We start from the raw sequence: 17014 nt of genomic DNA, 5'->3' as shown, positions 1-17014 counted from the left end.
TCCCGGAACTCACGCCCGCACCCCTCAGGTGTTGGTCGTGCCCCAGTCGTCCTCGACGCCGCCGTTCTGGCTGCTGCGCTCCTTCAGCGACCGCACGCGCTCGGCAACGGAGGCGGGCACCCTGTCCCCGACCTTGTCGCTGACCGAGTGGTACGCCTTTCCGGCGATGTCCCGGCCGCTGTGCGCCGCACTCTCGGCGGCGTTGCGCACGGCGGGGTTCTCCGCGAACCGCTGGGCCGACTTCTTCAGCTGCTCGTAACGCTCGCGCCCGGCTCGCGTGCCGAGCACGTAACCGAGGGCCACTCCGGCGATGAACGTGAGCCGGTACCGCATGGCTGCCACCCTTCCTACGCTTGGTGCGACGTGTGCAGGCCGCCTACCCGCGGGCACCCGAGATCACCCCGGGCGATACCGATTGGCGGAGCACCCCCCTGCTTGCGCTAATGTATGTGTCGCAGCGAACGCGCGCCGCCCGGCAGCCGCCAGGCAGGTACGATTCGAGGCAACGCAGCAATCCCCTGTAGCTCAATTGGCAGAGCAGCCGGCTGTTAACCGGCAGGTTACTGGTTCGAGTCCAGTCGGGGGAGCGCGATCCCCTGTAGCTCAATTGGCAGAGCATTCGGCTGTTAACCGGAGGGTTACTGGTTCGAGTCCAGTCGGGGGAGCGGTACGGAAGAGGACCCTTCGGGGTCCTCTTTCGCGTGCCCGGCCGCCACCCTCCCCAGGGCGCCCGAGGGCCCCGGAGTGACACGTTCGGGTCTTCTCGATCTTTCCTGCAACCGGGCAGCACGCAGCGCCGTCCTCAAGATCAGGCGAAGTCGGCCATCCGAAGCGAGAGATCGTATGACCGGCTATGCTGCGGCAGACGGTGCGCACACTTGTACGCGCCACGCCGAGAAGGGGCGGTAGCTCAGCCGGTTAGAGCAGCGGACTCATAATCCGTCGGCCGTGGGTTCGAGTCCCACCCGCCCCACCGGGTTTCCCCAGGCAGAATCGTTCTGACCTGGGGAAACGTGGTCTTCACGGCCGCCTTTCCGTGCGGTGTCCGCCGCGTGCCGTGTCTTGGTCCGGCGTAGCGTCACGCCACGGTGCCCGAGCAGGCAGCGGAGGGCCTCCCAGGCAGGCCAGGCCGATCTCGTTGAAGCGGTGGATGACGTCACGGACGGCGTCCTCGTCTGCCCGCACGAGATTCGCGATCACCGGGACGCTGTTCACCTGCGGAGGCCGGCACCGTCATCGCCCTGCGGAACCGCCGCCCCGCACCGTGCTGGTGCTGCCCCGCCGTACGATCCGCTGCGGCTTCCGCCCCTCCTGATCAGTCAGTCCGCGGACCCTGACCAGCCCTGCCGTCGCCCCTCCTCGCACCGAACGGACGTGTCGTCACATCCAACCGGTGCAGGGTCGGCCGGCACCACTACCCGGTGATCGTTTGCGGTCGGAGCGCTGACGGCCTCGGCAAGAGTCCGCAGCCGCTCCTCGGGGTTGACCGTGCATCCTCGCTCCGCGAGCAGGGGCCGCACCTCGCCGACGGCGCACTGGTCCTTCCTGAGTGCTCAGCCGAGCAGTCGCTGGGTCTTTCGCAACCAGCCAACTCCCCGAGACCGTCATGCCGCCCTCCTCGCGTCGCTGCCGCTATCCCTCCGACACCACCGTCGCCGAATGGGCGCTGATCGAACCGCTCCTGCCCGTCCCCGCCTGCCAGACCAAGACCGGCGGCCGGCCGGAGGAATGGCACCGCCGCGAGATCATCGACGCGATCCGCCACGTCGTCGACAACGGCGTCAAATGGCGTGCTCTGCCCTGCGACTACCCGCCCTGGCAGACCGTCTACTACCACTTCTGGCGCTGGAACCGGGCCGGAGTCATCGCCTTCCTCCGCGACCAGCTACGCCGCCAGATCCGCACGGGCCAGAGGCGATACCCCTGGCCCGTCACACTGATCGTCGACTCACAGTCCGTGAAGGGCGCCGAAACCGTCTCCAAGGCCACCCGCGGCTTCGACGCCGGAAAGAGAATCAACGGACGCAAGAGACACATCGCCGTCGATACCCTCGGCCTGCCCGTGATGATCACGGTGACTCCCGCCGACACCACCGACCGCGACGCCGCCCGAGAACTCCTGTGGCGCCTGCGGGTCATGGAACCCCGAATCACCCAGGTCTGGGCCGACTCCGCCTACGCCGGCCAGCTCGTGAACTGGACCTGCGACTTCCTCAACATGGCTCTCAAGACCGTGTCCCCCCCGCGGCGCGAAAGGCTTCGTCATCCTGCCCCGCCGCTGGAAGGTTGAACGCACCCTCGGCTGGATCATGAAATCCCGCCGCAACGTCCGCGACCACGAACGCCTGCCCCAACACTCCGAAGCTCATCTGACCTGGGCACTCATCACCCTCATGACCAGACGGCTCACCGGCAGTGGACCCCGCGCGGACTGGACCAGAGGGGCCTGATCTTGAGCACATAGGGGAGGCAGACGATCGCACGGCGTAGTGACGGAGGCTGTGAGGATGAGCCATCCGAGAGTCCGCGTCGCTGCCTATGTGATCCGCCAACAAGACGTTCCTGAGCTGCTGGTCTTCGACCATGTCGACTATCCCGAAGCTGGCACCCAGATCCCTGCGGGTGGTGTCCAACCCGGGGAGAGCCTGGAAGAAGCGGTTCTGCGAGAAACGCCAGAAGAAACCGGCCTGCAGACCGCTCGCATCATCAGGCAGCTTGCGGTCGAGGACAAGCCGCATCCACAGACCGGGCACCCACGGCGCACGAACTTCTTTCATCTCCAAGCCTCCGCGGACACCCCCGACGCATGGGTCCATCGCGTCCTCAGTGACGGCAGTGACGGCAGTGACGCCAGCATGATCTTCTCCTGTCGCTTCCTGCCGATCCCGCTACAACTCCCCTTGGCAGACGACCAGGACACGTGGCTGGACCGCATCAACAGGGACTGGAGAACACGCACTCAGCCGTTGAGCTGACCCCGCTCGCCAATAGTCGAGAAGGCGTCAACGGGCCAAGAACCCAAACACTCACTGAGACACCGAGCCTCACCCCGTAGCAGCCCCAGGTCGTGGTTGATCTCTTGCGCCTGGCGGTACATCAGGAGGGCCTGTTCTGCCTCGCCCAGCTGCTTGAGCGCCATTCCGCACCCCTGGAGGGCGTTTGCCTCCCCGGCGCGCCAGCCCACCCGGCGCGAGAGTTCCAGGCCCGCCTTGTTCTGTGCCAGCGACGCCTCGAGATCCGCCATGCGGAGGAGCACGAGACCTTGGGAGAGGTGCATGGCCGCCTGACCGGCCATGTCGGACTGGCGCTGGGCCGCAGCCATCGCGGTGGCGGAGATGCGCAGCCATTCCGTATAAGGACGATGGTGCTGGAGCAGATCCTGCAGGGCGTTGACGATGAGCGGCGCATAGCCCGGCGGACCGTGTTCCGCTGCGTAGGTGATGGCCAGAAGAATGTTCTTCCACTCCGCGTCGAACCAAGCCAGCCCCTCCTCCGGGCCGTCGAAAACACTTGGCCCGGCGCAGGGCACCTCGTCCGCGTCGTACGGCATGCTGGGAAGCTGGTACCCGCATACGTCCACGAGGTCGATAACCGCGAGGAAGTAGTGGGCCAGGAGACGGCGGACAGCGGCCTCCCTCTGTTCGGGTGGATCTTCTACGGCAGCGCGTTCCGCCGCGTACTCCTTCACCAGGTCGTGCCAGGAATAGCGCTGAACCCCCGACTCGCTCATCAGGTGCACGCGGGCTATGGCGGACAGGAGATCGTCGGCCGTGTCGGGGGCGGAATCGATCTGTGCGGCGGCCGCGCGCGCGGACACGCCCGCATGAGGGACCACGGCCAGCAGGCGAAACGCACGCTGTGCCGTGACGGGCAACGCCTCGTAGGACAAATCCAGTGCTGCTCGTACGGCGGCGTATTCGTCACCCTCCACCTTCAACTGAGCCAGACGCCCTTGCCGCGTCAGCCGCGCTATGTACTGACCGATGGTCCTGTGCTCCTGGTCCGCAATCCAGGCCGTAGCAATGGACAGGGCGAGCGGTAGGCGGTCGCACAATTCGACCAGCTCGGCGGCGGCTTCGGGTTCCCGCTGTGTCCTGTTCTCGCCCAGGCCTCGCCGGAGCAGGCCCAGGGCCTCCTCACCGTCGAAAACGTTCAGGGTAAGTCGCCGGGCCCCGTCCAACGCCACCAGGCCTTCCAAGCGGTCCCGGCTGGTGACGACCGACATGCAATGCGAGCCACCGGGCAGGAGTTCTCGCACCTGCCTTACATCCGCAACGTTGTCGAACACCAGCAAGGTGCGCCGACTGGACAGCAGTGAGCGGTAGAGGGCCACCTGAGCCCCCGGGTCGACCGGCACATCCCTGGCGGACCAGCCCAGGCCCTGGAGCAGGATGGGCAGGGCCTCGGTGACAGGCATCGGCTCCGACCGGTCGAAGCCCCTCATATTCAGGTACAACTGGCCGTCCGGAAAACGGGCGGCGACTCGGTCTGCCCAATGGAGGGCCAAGGACGTCTTGCCCACTCCGGCGCCCCCCACCAGGAGGACGGTCGGCTCTCTGTCCGCGTGCATCTCGTCGAGGCGCCGCAGCTCTTCTCGCCGACCGGTGAACCTGGGGGTACGCGGAGGAAGCTGACGCGGCCCCACAGGTCGTCGGGGTCCTATGGCGACAGGCACGGTGGACACGCCTCCCGTCGGAACCCCACCTCCCTCGATCATGCTGAGGCGCAGGCGCCGGAGCTCATCGGACGGCTCCACGCCCAACTCTGCTTGCAGCACGATCCGATAGTCCTCGTACACCTCGAGAGCCTCGGAGCGGCGGCCGGAGTGGCCGAGGGCTCGCATCAGCTGGCCCCGCGGCGGTTCACGCAGCGGCTGCTCAGCGGTGAAGGCCATCAGGTCCTCGATGGCCTCGGCCGCGCGCCCCGAAGACAGCTGGCACTCGGCACGGCTCACGATCGCCAGGGCCCGAGCCTCACCGAGCCTACGCGCCTCCACTCCGACCTCCGTCGCCTCGAGATCGACGAAGGGATCGCCCCGCCACAGAGCGAGGGCCCCGTCGTACTGATCAATCGCCTGCGAGAACCGCTTGCGCTGTGCGGACCGGCCGGCCTCATCGAGCAGACACGCGAATTTGACGACGTCCAGTTCGTCGTCCTGGAGAAGAATCGAGTAACCGGGGCTGCGGGTGACGATCAGCCGACGCCCTTCAATATGCAGGGCGCGGCGTAATTCCGTGACCAACGCCCGTACGCGGGCGGGGGCGGTGGAGGGGGCTCTTTCCCCCCAGAGCCGGTCTGCGCAACACGCCACCGAGACCACTTGATTAGGGTTGAGCAGCAGCGCTGCCAGCAGCCCGCGTTGTCTGCCGGTGAGCGCGACGGGCTGGCGTCCAATTTCGACCTCCAGGGGGCCCAGAACCCGGAAGCGAACCTCGTCCACGGTCATGCCCATGACTGTAGACGAGGCGTAGGGGGCACTCAGCTGCAGGGCTTTCAAGCCACTGTCGGCCCCTCTTTCCGATCGCGATCACGGAGGCTCCGGCTCGCCCCTGCGCCTCGGGCTTACGCGCGGTGGGTCGTACCCGCGTGTGCGCGTTGAGAATGGCGGTCGCGGAGTGGTCTTCTCCGCGCTCACGGTCGCCTGGGGCGGGACTGCCTCGCTGATGTGGGCACCCCGCGAGCACAGACATGCTCACCTCCGCTTTCGACGCCAGGGCCACCACCGCCACGATTTGTACTCCCCTGATCCAGATCCCGGCCCGCCCGCACTGCCCGCCGCGTCACTCTGTACCTGCCGAACAGCCGGCCCTGGCGGTCGGTCTGGACACACGCCTTCGACATCGCCCGTGTACCGGTCGGCTGACCCGAGCAGACCATGCCCGCCCGCAAGGGGCCGACGGGAACCGGACCATCCGGTGAATCACGGTTACGCGAATCGCCACTGTCTGACCGGCGGTGATGTCCCACCGTCACACCATCGAGCCATACAGGCCGAACAGAGATCACGTATCGCTCTGAGCTCGTGAAAGATCCCTGAAAGGTTGCCGCGGAATCCTGAAGAGGCGCAGAAGGAACGGCGCAGGGGGATGCCGAATCCGGCATACGTCTACGAAAGGAAAGAAGATGTCCAAGGCGATCACCAGTCTCGTCATGAAGGTGGCCGACAGGCTGCTTCCCAAGACCGAAGCCGCGGCCGGCTGCCCGGAGTACTGCGAGACCTGGTGGACGGGTACGGTCTGGCGGAAGTGCTGCTTCTACGCCAACTGCACTGCCAATTGTGTGAACATCGGCTGATCCCGGTTTCCTACCCTGCCAGGGGCTCTTCGGTGAAGATCCTGGCGTAGACGGCCGCGATACGAGACGTCCTACTGTCCGGCAGGACGGGGATTTCCCCGGCTGCAGAATAAGGGGCGGTCGGACTGCACCCTGGTAACCACCGCCTTTCCTGCGGTGGTTACCAGGGCCCGAATCATCCCGGTCAGATATGGGCGCTTGTCATCGGAACAGCTCTTGGCCAGTGCCAAGCGGCGCACGCACCGACATCGGTGCGATGAGTACAGGGGCAGGGGTCCAATTGAGTACCATGGTCATATTCTGTCAGATATTGATGGCGACGGTATATCTTTTGTCGGCCGTTCTGAAGCTGCGCGAGTTTTCCGCCTTCCGGGCCCACTTGATTTCCACCATGCCAGACGTACGTCCTTTTGCGAGCTTCTTGGCGGCCGGCGTCGTAGCGACTGAGATCGGAACGGCACTTGCCCTGATGGTAATCCGCCCGGCATGGATCGGGTTCTCCCTCTCCGTGCTCCTGCTGGTCGGTTTCACTCTGTATCTGGTGGCCATGCTCAGGACCCGAAGGAGCGCATCCTGCGGGTGTGTGGGGGACGGCGGGGGGCCAATCTCCGGCGTACACGTGACCCGCAACATCCTGTTGGTCATGGTTTCCGGAGCAGGTGCGCTCCTGGCCACTGGTATGGGGGACACGCCAGCTTTCGCGTTCTACTTCTCCCTCGGCCCCGCAGTAATAGCCGGCGCTCTCCTGCTCTATCTAGATGAAATAGTGTCGTTCTTCAAAATGGCAACGTGACTGAAAAGGAGTTCCATCGTGGCGATCCTGTTCTCCGTGCTGGCCTTGCTCGTCGCTTCCGCTGGGTGTGCGTTGTCCTTGGCCGTTGCGCTGAGAGTGAAGAGACTCCTTGACCCTTTGGTCGAAGAGGGAGGGGTGGGCACGGGCCGGCGGCCAAGGGGAATTCCGCTGGGAACACCCGTTCCCGGCGTCGGTGCGATGACAGACGTCCACGGCGAGCGCGTGGAGTTCCCGGCCCAGGACGGTGCGCAGTGGATTCTGACCTTCCAGTCCACGGGATGTAGCGGCTGCAAGCAACAGCTTCCCGAGTACAAGAAGTTCCTGGAAACCTCCGGGATTGCGCGCGACCGAGTCTTTTCCCTGATCCTCGGGGACGAGGAAGGGGTTTCCCTTTATGCAGATGAGCTCAGGGATGTCAGTCGAGTAGTTCACTCGGGTGAATCGGTGGATCGAGTGGTCAGAGAGATGGGGGTGACCGTATGGCCGACGTATTCAGTCATCGATGGATCTGGAAACGTGTCCTATTCCGTGCAGAGTTCCGCTCGTTTGACGGGAGATGAAACCCCTGTCTCACCCGTCAGGGTCAGCTGACGGAGAAGACGGCTCAGGAGGAGTGATCGTGGAAGAGAACGATTCCCCCAAAATACTCCCTGCCCGCGCTGCCGTGGCCGCACTTGGCCTCGCCTTTCGCGCATCGCCTCTGCTGGTCCTCGCGTATGTCGTTCTGGCTTTGGCGAGCGGCTCTCTCCCGGTCGCCATCGGATGGCTGACCAAGCTGATCGTGGACGGCCTGGTCGATGGCGTGTCTTTGGAAAGAGTCATCACTCTTGGTTCGGCTCTCGCCGTCGCAGGTCTGCTGCAGGGGATTGCGCCGATCGTCTCGAGGTTCCTTGGCGCTGAACTCGGCAGAGAGATCGGGCTGATCGCTCAGGAGAGCCTCTTCACCGCGGTGAACCGGTTCATCGGGCTGGCGCCGTTCGAGAGCCCGAACTACTTGGACAGGATGCGGCTCGCAAAGAGATCTGGGCAGGACGGCCCCCATCAGGTCCTTGACGGAGGGCTGGGAACCGTACGCTCGCTCATCACGATCACGGGGTTCGTGGGGTCTCTCTTCATCTTGGCTCCGCTCATGGCCTGCTTCATATTGGCCTTCGGTATTCCGGTACTGGTTGCTGAGATAGCCCTGTCCAGAGTCCGAGCCAAGATGCTGTGGCAGATCGGACCCACGGAGCGGCGAGAGATGTTCTACGACCAGCTCCTGTCCAGTGAAGAGGCAGCAAAGGAGGTGCGCCTGTTCGGGCTGGGCGACTTTCTGCTCGGCCGAATGCAGAAGGAACGACGGGCCAGCAACTCGGCCAAGCGACGTGCCGACCGGCATCAGGTGCTCGTCCAGTCAACCCTGACGCTCCTGGCGACAATCCTGTCGGGAGCCGGCCTGCTGTGGGCAGTGAAGTCAGTATCAGCCGGAGACCTTTCGGTCGGAGATATCGCCATCTTCATCGCGGCCGTTGCCGGAATTCAAGGGGCGTTGACCCAGCTGGCGGTCGACTCGGCAAGGGTCCACCAAGCACTTTCACTATTTCAGCACTACCTCGCTGTGACAAAAGCGCCTTCTGATCTTCCCGTACCTCGAGACCCGCTGGAAATCCCACCACTTCGTCACGCTATCGAATTGCGCGATGTATGGTTCCGGTATTCCGACGACCACCCGTGGATCCTGCGCGGAGTAAATCTCACTATCTCGCAGGGTAAGTCGCTGGCGCTCGTGGGACTCAATGGCGCCGGGAAGTCGACCCTGGTCAAGCTGCTATGCCGTTTCTATGATCCGACGCGCGGCGCCATTTTGTGGGACGGAATTGATCTGCGAGAGGTCGACGCAGCACGGATGAGAGCGCGCATGGGTGCAGTTTTCCAGGATCATATGCATTACGATATGACGGCTCACGAGAACATCGGCCTGGGCGACCTGCGGGCTATCGACGATTATCCTCTGATCGAGGAAGCGGCGGTGAATGCGGGAATCCATGATGTGATCGCTTCCTTGCCCAAGGGGTACGAAACGCTCCTTACCAGGATCTTCTTCATGGAAGCCGACAAGGACAACGAGAAGACGGGAATCGTGCTCTCCGGCGGGCAGGCCCAGCGTCTGGCGCTGGCCCGAGCATTCCTGCGCGGTCGACGTGACTTCGTGATACTGGATGAACCGGCCTCCAATCTTGACGCGGAAGCCGAGCACGAGATCAACTCGTCGCTCCGTCGACACCGCGACGGGCTGACCACACTTCTGATCTCGCACAGACTCGGATCGATCCGAAACGCGGACCATATCGTCGTGCTCTCGAACGGAAGGATCGTGGAGCAGGGAGCCCATTCAGAACTGATGGCACACGAAGGCGATTACGCTCGACTGTTCGCTCTTCAGGCCTCCGGTTACCAAGAAGAAGCCGATTCTGTTCCGCTTGGGCAGGCAGGCCGATGACCACTCTTGGGTGGTGCCTCATCGGGCTTTTTGCGGCTGTCATGGTAGTGGCTCTGATCTCCTACAAAATGCTGCGAAGCAGCCTGGTCATCGTGACGGTCACGGGACTGAGCATGTTGCCTACCTACAAGCCCGGCGATCGGGTACTCGTACGGCGGAGAAGAAGGCCGACGCGTGGAGAGATCATTGTTGTGAAACGGCCTGGCCGAGGCGGAGACCTCCGGAATGGGCGAGCTCGCGGAATTGGTTTCCGGTTCTCCGGCGTGTCAAGCGATCAATGGCTGATCAAACGTGTTGCAGGGATTCCTGGCGATATCGCTCCGGAAGGCGGGGCCGTTCCTCCTGGCAAGTTGGTCCTTCTCGGCGACAACGCATCGGTCAGCCTCGACTCTCGGCAATTGGGTTTCTTCTCCTCGGAGCACGTGCTGGGAACGGTCTGGAGACGCTTCTGAGGGAAGGGCATCGGCACGGGGCCACGTGAACCTCACCGTCCACGGAGCCCTCGTCGCGGAACCGGGTCGACCGACCTGGCCGTGACACCACGCCCGGCGCCCGGCCATGCACGATCCATGCGTCATCCATGCGCACCGACTGCCAGGTTTGTGGCCACCACCTAACGAACGGCAGGTACCACATGGATGTGCGGCTTCTCGGCTGTGTTCAAGTACACACATCGGCCGGCAAGATCATGCTCCATACAGCCGTCAGACGTTTCCTTGCTTCTCTGGCTTGGTCCCCTGGCAGCTTTGTGTCGGACGAGGTCATGATCGAACGGCTGTGGGCGACTGAAGTCCCCCAGCATCCGCGCCAAGCGCTCTACACCTACGCTGCCCGGTTGAGGCAGGCGCTGGATGTCGGCGGTAGCCGCACTCGTGACTCCCCCCTCGTGCGACGCCCCGGGGGCTATCTCTTCGATATCGAAAGAGATTCAGTCGATCTCTTTCGATTCCGGAATCTGTCGCGGTCAGCGAAAAGTGCCGCGTACCGGGGGGACAGCACCATGGCGGTGCATCTGTTCGATGACGCACTGGCTCTGTGGCACGGTGATCCGCTGTCCGACCTGGACAGAGGGTGGGCCGAAGGGGCACGTATATGCATTCGGCGTGAGTATCGAGCAGTGATCGTCGGAAGAGCTGAGGCCAGTTTGTGTGTCGGTCGACATGAGGAGCACCTACCCGCACTTCATCAACTCGCCGCAGACTACCCGGAAGACGAGAGGATCGCAGGTCTTCTCATGCTCTCCCTTTATCGCAGCGGACGCCAGGGCGAAGCACTGGCCTGTTTCAGTAACATTCGCTCACGACTGATTCGGCAACTCGGTGACGAACCCGGCTCCATGCTGCAGATACTGCATTCCCAAGTTCTGAGAAGAGATCCAGAGCTGAGTCATATTCATGGACTTCCGGTGGCCAATTGATTTTTAGCCGCTGGTCGGTTTTCGCCGTCGGCGAAAGCTATTTCTTTCACGGAGGGGAAACACATGACGGAGAAGGATCTCACGGAGAAGTTCACCGGCGACATCGACGGTTCGGATGAGCAGGAAGCCGAACTGATCGAAATCCGGCTTCTCGACAAGATCGAGACTATCCAGAACAAGCACCAGGACGGATAGTCCGGATGGTCTGGGGTGGCAGAGCATCTCGCTCTGCCACCCCAGGCAGGGGAGGTTCACGATGAGATACCCGCGGGTCAAGGAAGAGCATGAACCCTATCGATTTGATGACGGTACGATTCGAATTGGTGGCGAGCTGTACGGAACTGCAGCGGAGATCGTCGACTCGAATGGATGGGCCTGGGATGCGCTCAGCTTGATGGACGGAAAGACTTCCGTCACCCGGATTGTGGACGACCTGGCGTCCCGGTATACATCTTTGGGTCACATCGGTGCCCGCAAGGTGATTGAGAAACTTCTGGACTCCGGGTACGTCGAGGACTCCGAGGTGGAAACTCCAGCAGGGCTCGATTCTCATGAGGTCGAAAGATACAGTAGGAATCACGCCTTCTTCCGGCGCGTAGATCTGAGGCCGCGGGTCAATCCATGGGAGGATCAGCTCAGCCTGAAGAGGGCAAGGGTCCTTCTTCTCGGCGTCGGGGGCGTCGGAAGTCATGCCGCATGGTCACTTGCAGCCGCAGGTGTCGGCTCACTTCACTGCATCGACCCTGATGCGGTAGAGGAATCCAATCTGACGCGGCAGGTCCTGTATGTGGAGTCAGATATTGGGAGACCAAAAGCGGAGGTCGCCGTCGAAAGGCTCTCGGCAGTCAACTCTTCAGGGTCATTCTCATACGAGCAGCGAATGGTGGACACAGAGGCAGAACTTTCGGACCTCGTATCCGGATTTGATGTATTCGCTCTGTGCGCGGACGAGCCACGCCAAGGGTTCATTGCGAGTCTGACCAATCGGGTGTGCGCTGACCGAGGAGTGCCTTGGGTATCCGCCGGATATAATGGGCCGATGGTCGCCGTGGGTGTGTACGCCCCCACCGGACCGTGCTACGAGTGCATTGCGGCGGGTGAAGAGGAAAGGCTGAAGCCAGGGGCGCAGCTGCATTTGAATGGAACCGGTGTGCTGGCACCCTTGGCAGGAATCGCCGGTCAGTTGGTCGCGTATGAAGTCATCTCGCTGATCACGGGGATCGGTAGACTCGCCCCTGGATACGTTCGGGGAATAAACCTGATCTCTCCTGATCAGCACGTCTTCGTGCGGCACCCAGCCCGCCCTGGGTGCGAGCTGTGCCGTCCCCATCAGCAGGACAGCCTCCGGTCGGCGAAGCCATGACCGAGGACGACGCGGTGCAGGTGACCTTCCGTTCCATCAGGTCCCGCAAGGATGGCGATGAATGGATTGTCGGACGTGTGGAGACCGGCCAGATCCTAGCGCTGCCGGACGTGGGCATGGCAGCGGTGAGGCTCCTGATGGAGGGGCGAACCATCGCGCAGACTCGGGCCGAGCTGCGGGAGGTCTCGGGGCGTGACATCAATGTCCGTTCACTGGCGGAGGGTCTCGCCCGTTCGGGTCTGGTCTCCGCGATCGGCCTTCGGACGTTCTCTCAACAGCCCACCAAGGTGACTCTGCCGGCACTGAAGATGCGGCACTCCCGGTGGGCCGTCCACCCGGCAACGCATGCCGTCATCCTCACCGTCGCCCTCAGCGGCCTGGTGGCAGCAGCAGTAGAGCCCACGATCCTGCCCGGCTGGAGTGACTTGCTATGGACTGACTATGGAACGTTCGTGCTGTTCACGCAGTCTCTCGTGGCGTGGTGCCTGATTCTTCTCCATGAGATGGCCCACCTGCTTACTGCACGGGCCGTTGGTGTCGCGGGCCGCGTGAGACTGGGTACTCGCTTGCAGTTCCTGGTGGTCCAGACGGAGGTGACGGGGATCTGGCTCAGCGGCCGTCGCGAACGTCTGACGGTATATCTGTCCGGTATTGCCCTTGATGCGGCGATCGCAGGTGGCTGTCTGTTGGCCATAGCCGCAGGTCATGACAGCCCGCTCCTGGTCGTTACCATCCTCACCGTTTTCTACGCGTTCATGGGGCAGTGTCTGGTCTTCATGCGCACCGATCTCTACTTCGTCGTCCAGGACCTCACCGGTTGCCGCAATCTGTACAGCGATTCCGCCGCGTACTTGCGAGCCCTGGGGCGTCGCCTCCTGCTCCGACCAGCCCAGAACCCACTCGCCTCGCGCTGTGAGTCGGAGCGCAGGGCGATACGCGTCTTCGCCGTGCTCATGGTCATCGGTACGACAGCGTGCATCGCTGTGGCAGTTCAACTTCTTCAGGACGTCACCTGGGCACTGGTGGCCCGTTCGATCACCGTGCTGCTGCACAGCAACGGCATCCTGGCCCGACTCGACGCCCTCATGACCATCATCGTGGTGGTGGGGCTACAGGTGCTGTGGGTTCGTCTCTGGTGGCGGCAGCACGGCGTGAAGGTGGGCCAAGCATGGCGGTCGGTAAGCCGTGCTCGCGGCTCGGCTTCGACGCGCACGTGACGTCCGGCCAATGCTCGGTGACCTTCCGGCGCGGGCAGTCTGCCGCCCCGCGAGATGGGCTGACGGGCAGCGCATGCGCCCGGCGGAATGCCTCCGAATATACGGGGGCGGTGGAGTGCCCCTTGGCGCCGTCGTGCGCCGTGCGGTACTGAACGCCGTCGCCCGGCCGTCTCCCGGTGCGGCGCGGGCCGGTCGCTCACGTTCGGACCGCACCGCACCGGGAGTTCTGGAACAGGGTCAGGCAATGGCCCTGATGGCGTGCCAGCCCCCGGTTCCGACGACGGACGGCGGCTGTGCCCCGCCGGTCGCCCGACCGGGGTGGAACATCAGGTTGCCGCTGCCCGTGACCAGGTGGGTGGACCACAGGTCGGTGACGCCGTCCCCGTCGGCGTCGCCGGGCGCGGTCATCAGCGGGTGGGTGGCGGTCGGCAGGCCCGTCGCGTAGGTGGTGCGCGTGGCCGGGTCGGCGAGGGAGGTCGGGTCGGTGCCGCCGTCCGGGCCGGGCTTGCCCCGGTAGAGCCAGACCTGACCGCTGACGGTGTCGCGGGCGATCAGGTCGGTGTACCCGTCGCCGTCGAGGTCACCGGGAGAGACCAGGGTCATGTTCTTCCAGCCGGTGCCGGCGATCGGGTAGCCGTAATCGAGGTGGCCCCCGGTGTAGCCGGGCAGGTACCACAGGGCGTCGCCGATCACGGCGGCGAAGTCGACCTTGGCCGCGTCGGGATCGGCGCCCATGTCACCGAGGGAGACGAGCTGGTCGATGGAGGCGGGGTCGATGTACTCGGGCTCGCCCGGCGAGGCGAACTGGCCGATCTCCTGGCGGGTCTCCTCGTCCACACGGCCGAGGCCGTCGGTGGGGTAGAGCCAGATCCTGCCGTCGCTCCGGCGGGCGATCAGGTCCTCGTACCCGTCCGCTGTCCAGTCACCGCGGTGGGTGATCAGGGAGCCCGCCCACTCTCCGGTGGTGGAGACGTCCATCCGGGTGCCGAGGCGGCCTTCGCCGTTGCCGGGGTAGAAGCGCAGGTTGCCGCTCGCGTCGACTGCGTAGAGGTCGGGGTGGCCGTCGCCGTTGAGGTCGCCCGGTTTCTCGGGGGTTCCGGGGCTGGACGCGTAGAAGAGGTAGGCCTGGGTGTCCGACTTGTTGCCGGCCCTGTCGTGGCTGACGACGTACAGGGTATGGGGACCGGTGTGGGTCGGCGTGAGCCTGACCGTCACGGAGCCGCCCGCCGCCGCCGGAGTGGCGACGGTGGTGGGCGGATTGGTGTTCAGCCCGTAGGTGTACTTCACGACGTCGGAGACGCCACTGGAGTTCAGGGTGAACGATCCCTCGGTCCGGGCAGGCGCACCCCACGATCCGCTGTCACCGCTCGGGAAGTCGGTGGAGGTCACGCCGGGCGGGGACGAGGGACGACTGGAGTCGAAGCCGAACGCGCAGCCACCGCCGGTGGGGGTGAACCCGGAGGACGTATGGGCGTCGAGGGCAGACACCTTCCAGGAGAACCGGCCGCTGGAGCCGAAGCCCTCGTAGCGTTTCAGGTCGTTCTTGGAGACCACGGTGGAGGCCATGCTGCCTGAGGTGACCTGGACATCGCGGTTGATGATCATGACCCCGTCCGCGGCGTCATTGGGGTGCTTGCCGGTGGGCCACAGGTGGAAGCGCGCCTTGACGGTGCCTCCGTCCGGGTCGGAGACCTTGGCCCTGAGGGTCACGTCGGTGTTGCCCAGGGTGACGTAGGGGGCGACGTTGCAGGCTGTGTCCGTGCTGGTGGAAGGCGAAGTCTGCAGGCTGGACGGGGTGTTCGGCTTGCGGTTGTAGCTGATGATGATCTTCGGGTTGCTGTTGAACCGCTTCCAGGTGTACGTGTCCGTCTCCGAGGTGGAGCGGAGTCCCACCGTGAAGTCGGCCCAGTTGCCCGCAGCGGCGCGCTCGGCGGCGACCTTCGCGTTGAAGTCGACCCCGCGTGCGGCACAGCTCGAGTTGTAGCCGTAGGCGAAGGACTTGGTCTCCAGCTTGGTCGACCAGGACGGTTGCTTGTTCCAGGTGGTCTGGTTCGAGATGGCACCGGTCAGCCACAGCTCGGTGTTGCGCCCGGAGCAGGACCAGGAGTACGTGTTGGTGATCTGGAACTGCGCGGAGAGGACCTGCACCCCGCCCAGGCCCTTCGAGTTGAGGCGGAAGAACGCGCGGGACTTGCCGCCGGAGTCCTGCTCGTAGCCGACGCGCGGCTGGTCCTTGTAGCTGCCGTTCCAGTTGGTGCCGTTCCAGAAGGAGGTGGAGGGGTGGCGGGAGTAGGCGATGGTCCACGCCTGCCGGGCGCCGTTGAAGTTCGGGTCGAGGTAGACCGGGTAGGTGGTGGCGTCGCCGTTGAGCAGATCCTGGTCGGGCGTCAGGGTCAGGGAGTCGGGCGAGAGGGTGAGCGGCAGGTCGGCCGTCCGGACGCCCGGGTCGGACTCCTGGGCGAGGGCGGTACGGCGGGCCACGCCGGTGCTCGATGAGTCCCACATGCGCGGTGTGGAGGTGGAGAAGACCTCCTGGCCCTGCGGGGTGAGCGCGCGGAGGGTGTCCGATGCCTCGTCCTTCTCGAACTTCACCCCATCCGCTTCGAGCCCGTAGGTGATGGTTTTCAGGCGGGGCTGGGCCGCGGCCTGCGCGTTCTTCACGATGAGTACGTGCCCGAAGCCGTCCAGCTTCGCCGAGACCGCCAGGTCGACACCGGGGAGGACTTCCGGATAGGTCGCGGTAGGGCCTTCCAGTCGCGGCTGCGGCAGCGGGTCGGGCCACTTCAGGGTGACGCTGCGCCCCTTGTCGGTGAAGGTGGCCAGCTCCTTGTCGCCGCCAGAGGAGAACGCGACCTCGCCGGGGGCTGCCTTGGGTACCAGCCGGTCACCGCTGCGGTGCAGGTCGGTGTTGATGGCCTGCCACCGACCGGCCCGCTTGACGCGCACCGGCGCGGTGTGTTCCGTACGGCGCATCGTGCCGTCGGGCATGGCATGGACCTCGCCGGTCTCCGTACGGGCGGAGGTGACTTCGACCGGCTCGCCCTCGGCCGTTGCGCGTGCGGACGCCTTGGCCTCGGTGGCCATCAGAGCTGTCGCTTCGTCAAGGGCCGCTGTGGGCTGCCCCGGTGCGGCGATGGCGGGGGTGGTGCCCGAGAGGCAGGCGGCGGTGAGGAGGCCGGCGAGGAGCGCACTGGTGCGCCGCCGTCTCGCCCTGCCCGGTATGTGCGACATGTGGTCACTTTCTTCTGCTGGGAAATCGACAGCCGCAAGCCGCACAGGGGCGTTAGGGCCCGTGTGCGCCCTGCGTGAGGCGCTCTGCGCGGTCCTTCCGGTCGCGGATCACCTCTGTCCGGGGAGTCGACCGCACAGGGGTCAGTGATCTGCATCCAAAAGGAAAGGTCAAGGATTGACTTTACCTTCACATTAACTTTACATTGAGCGTCTCTCGGCG

Annotated in this window: 13 protein-coding genes, 3 tRNA genes and 2 pseudogenes; 14 read left to right on the top strand and 4 right to left on the bottom strand. The window is 64.5% G+C overall.

Annotation, left to right across the window (positions count from 1 at the left end; translation table 11 throughout):
- Positions 1–24: 24 nt before the first annotated feature.
- Entirely contained in the window at positions 25–333 is a 309-nt protein-coding gene (locus tag ACQ9ZG_RS09105) for a hypothetical protein (RefSeq protein WP_099220659.1), read from the bottom strand.
- Between the two features lie 181 nt (positions 334–514).
- Between ACQ9ZG_RS09105 and ACQ9ZG_RS09100 the strand changes: the two genes are divergently transcribed.
- From ACQ9ZG_RS09100 to ACQ9ZG_RS09090, 3 genes are all read left to right on the top strand, one after another.
- Positions 515–587 (top strand) — tRNA-Asn (locus ACQ9ZG_RS09100).
- Between the two features lie 5 nt (positions 588–592).
- Positions 593–665: transfer RNA gene (locus ACQ9ZG_RS09095), tRNA-Asn, on the top strand.
- Between the two features lie 234 nt (positions 666–899).
- Positions 900–973 (top strand) — tRNA-Ile (locus tag ACQ9ZG_RS09090).
- 131 nt (positions 974–1104) lie between these two features.
- Here the strand turns inward: ACQ9ZG_RS09090 and ACQ9ZG_RS09085 are convergent.
- Positions 1105–1341: pseudogene (locus ACQ9ZG_RS09085) on the bottom strand (IS630 family transposase); the annotation flags it as partial.
- Between the two features lie 265 nt (positions 1342–1606).
- On the opposite strand from ACQ9ZG_RS09085, the pseudogene ACQ9ZG_RS09080 reads away from it, so the two are divergent.
- Together ACQ9ZG_RS09080 and ACQ9ZG_RS09075 are read left to right on the top strand one after the other, a co-directional pair.
- Positions 1607–2450: pseudogene (locus ACQ9ZG_RS09080) on the top strand (IS5 family transposase).
- Positions 2451–2507: 57 nt separating this feature from the next.
- Positions 2508–2975: an NUDIX hydrolase gene (locus tag ACQ9ZG_RS09075; protein ID WP_109914688.1), complete on the top strand. Its 468-nt coding sequence runs from the start codon at positions 2508–2510 to the stop codon at positions 2973–2975.
- Here ACQ9ZG_RS09075 and ACQ9ZG_RS09070 read toward each other — a convergent pair.
- Positions 2960–5446: an AfsR/SARP family transcriptional regulator gene (locus tag ACQ9ZG_RS09070; RefSeq protein WP_181398122.1), complete on the bottom strand. Its 2487-nt coding sequence runs from the start codon at positions 5444–5446 to the stop codon at positions 2960–2962. The genes ACQ9ZG_RS09075 and ACQ9ZG_RS09070 overlap by 16 nt on opposite strands.
- Positions 5447–6123: 677 nt before the next feature.
- Here ACQ9ZG_RS09070 and ACQ9ZG_RS09065 point away from each other — a divergent pair.
- The 9 genes from ACQ9ZG_RS09065 to ACQ9ZG_RS09025 all read left to right on the top strand — a co-directional run bounded on the left by ACQ9ZG_RS09065 (position 6124) and on the right by ACQ9ZG_RS09025 (position 13563).
- A complete protein-coding gene (locus ACQ9ZG_RS09065) occupies positions 6124–6294 on the top strand; it encodes a hypothetical protein (RefSeq protein ID WP_181398123.1) in 171 nt (56 codons plus the stop codon).
- A 289-nt stretch (positions 6295–6583) separates the two neighbouring features.
- A complete protein-coding gene (locus ACQ9ZG_RS09060) occupies positions 6584–7087 on the top strand; it encodes a MauE/DoxX family redox-associated membrane protein (protein WP_109914690.1) in 504 nt (167 codons plus the stop codon).
- A gap of 18 nt (positions 7088–7105) precedes the next feature.
- On the top strand, positions 7106–7678 hold the full coding sequence (locus ACQ9ZG_RS09055) for a TlpA family protein disulfide reductase (protein ID WP_146225523.1): 573 nt from the start codon (positions 7106–7108) through the stop codon (positions 7676–7678).
- Between the two features lie 28 nt (positions 7679–7706).
- Complete coding sequence (locus ACQ9ZG_RS09050; RefSeq protein WP_258312020.1) at positions 7707–9566, top strand: ABC transporter ATP-binding protein; 1860 nt, start codon at positions 7707–7709, stop codon at positions 9564–9566.
- A complete protein-coding gene (locus ACQ9ZG_RS09045) occupies positions 9563–10018 on the top strand; it encodes a S26 family signal peptidase (protein ID WP_109914692.1) in 456 nt (151 codons plus the stop codon). The genes ACQ9ZG_RS09050 and ACQ9ZG_RS09045 overlap by 4 nt, the downstream gene beginning before the upstream one ends.
- A 311-nt stretch (positions 10019–10329) precedes the next feature.
- On the top strand, positions 10330–10983 hold the full coding sequence (locus ACQ9ZG_RS09040; protein WP_181398124.1) for an AfsR/SARP family transcriptional regulator: 654 nt from the start codon (positions 10330–10332) through the stop codon (positions 10981–10983).
- A 63-nt stretch (positions 10984–11046) separates the two neighbouring features.
- Positions 11047–11178, top strand: a complete 132-nt coding sequence (locus ACQ9ZG_RS09035) for a hypothetical protein (RefSeq protein WP_258312021.1) — start codon at positions 11047–11049, stop codon at positions 11176–11178.
- A 61-nt stretch (positions 11179–11239) separates the two neighbouring features.
- Complete coding sequence (locus ACQ9ZG_RS09030; RefSeq protein ID WP_109914694.1) at positions 11240–12346, top strand: HesA/MoeB/ThiF family protein; 1107 nt, start codon at positions 11240–11242, stop codon at positions 12344–12346.
- Positions 12343–13563 (top strand): hypothetical protein, encoded by a 1221-nt coding sequence (locus tag ACQ9ZG_RS09025; RefSeq protein ID WP_258312022.1) that lies wholly within the window; start codon positions 12343–12345, stop codon positions 13561–13563. The genes ACQ9ZG_RS09030 and ACQ9ZG_RS09025 overlap by 4 nt, the downstream gene beginning before the upstream one ends.
- Positions 13564–13800: 237 nt before the next feature.
- On the opposite strand, the gene ACQ9ZG_RS09020 is transcribed toward ACQ9ZG_RS09025, so the two are convergent.
- Entirely contained in the window at positions 13801–16794 is a 2994-nt protein-coding gene (locus tag ACQ9ZG_RS09020) for an FG-GAP-like repeat-containing protein (RefSeq protein WP_258312023.1), read from the bottom strand.
- Positions 16795–17014: the final 220 nt, after the last annotated feature.

The sequence above is a fragment of the Streptomyces araujoniae genome (assembly GCF_050871195.1).
Lineage (GTDB): Bacteria > Actinomycetota > Actinomycetes > Streptomycetales > Streptomycetaceae > Streptomyces > Streptomyces bacillaris.
Note: the sequence above shows the minus strand (reverse complement) of the source record. Positions and strands in the feature narration are given on the sequence as shown.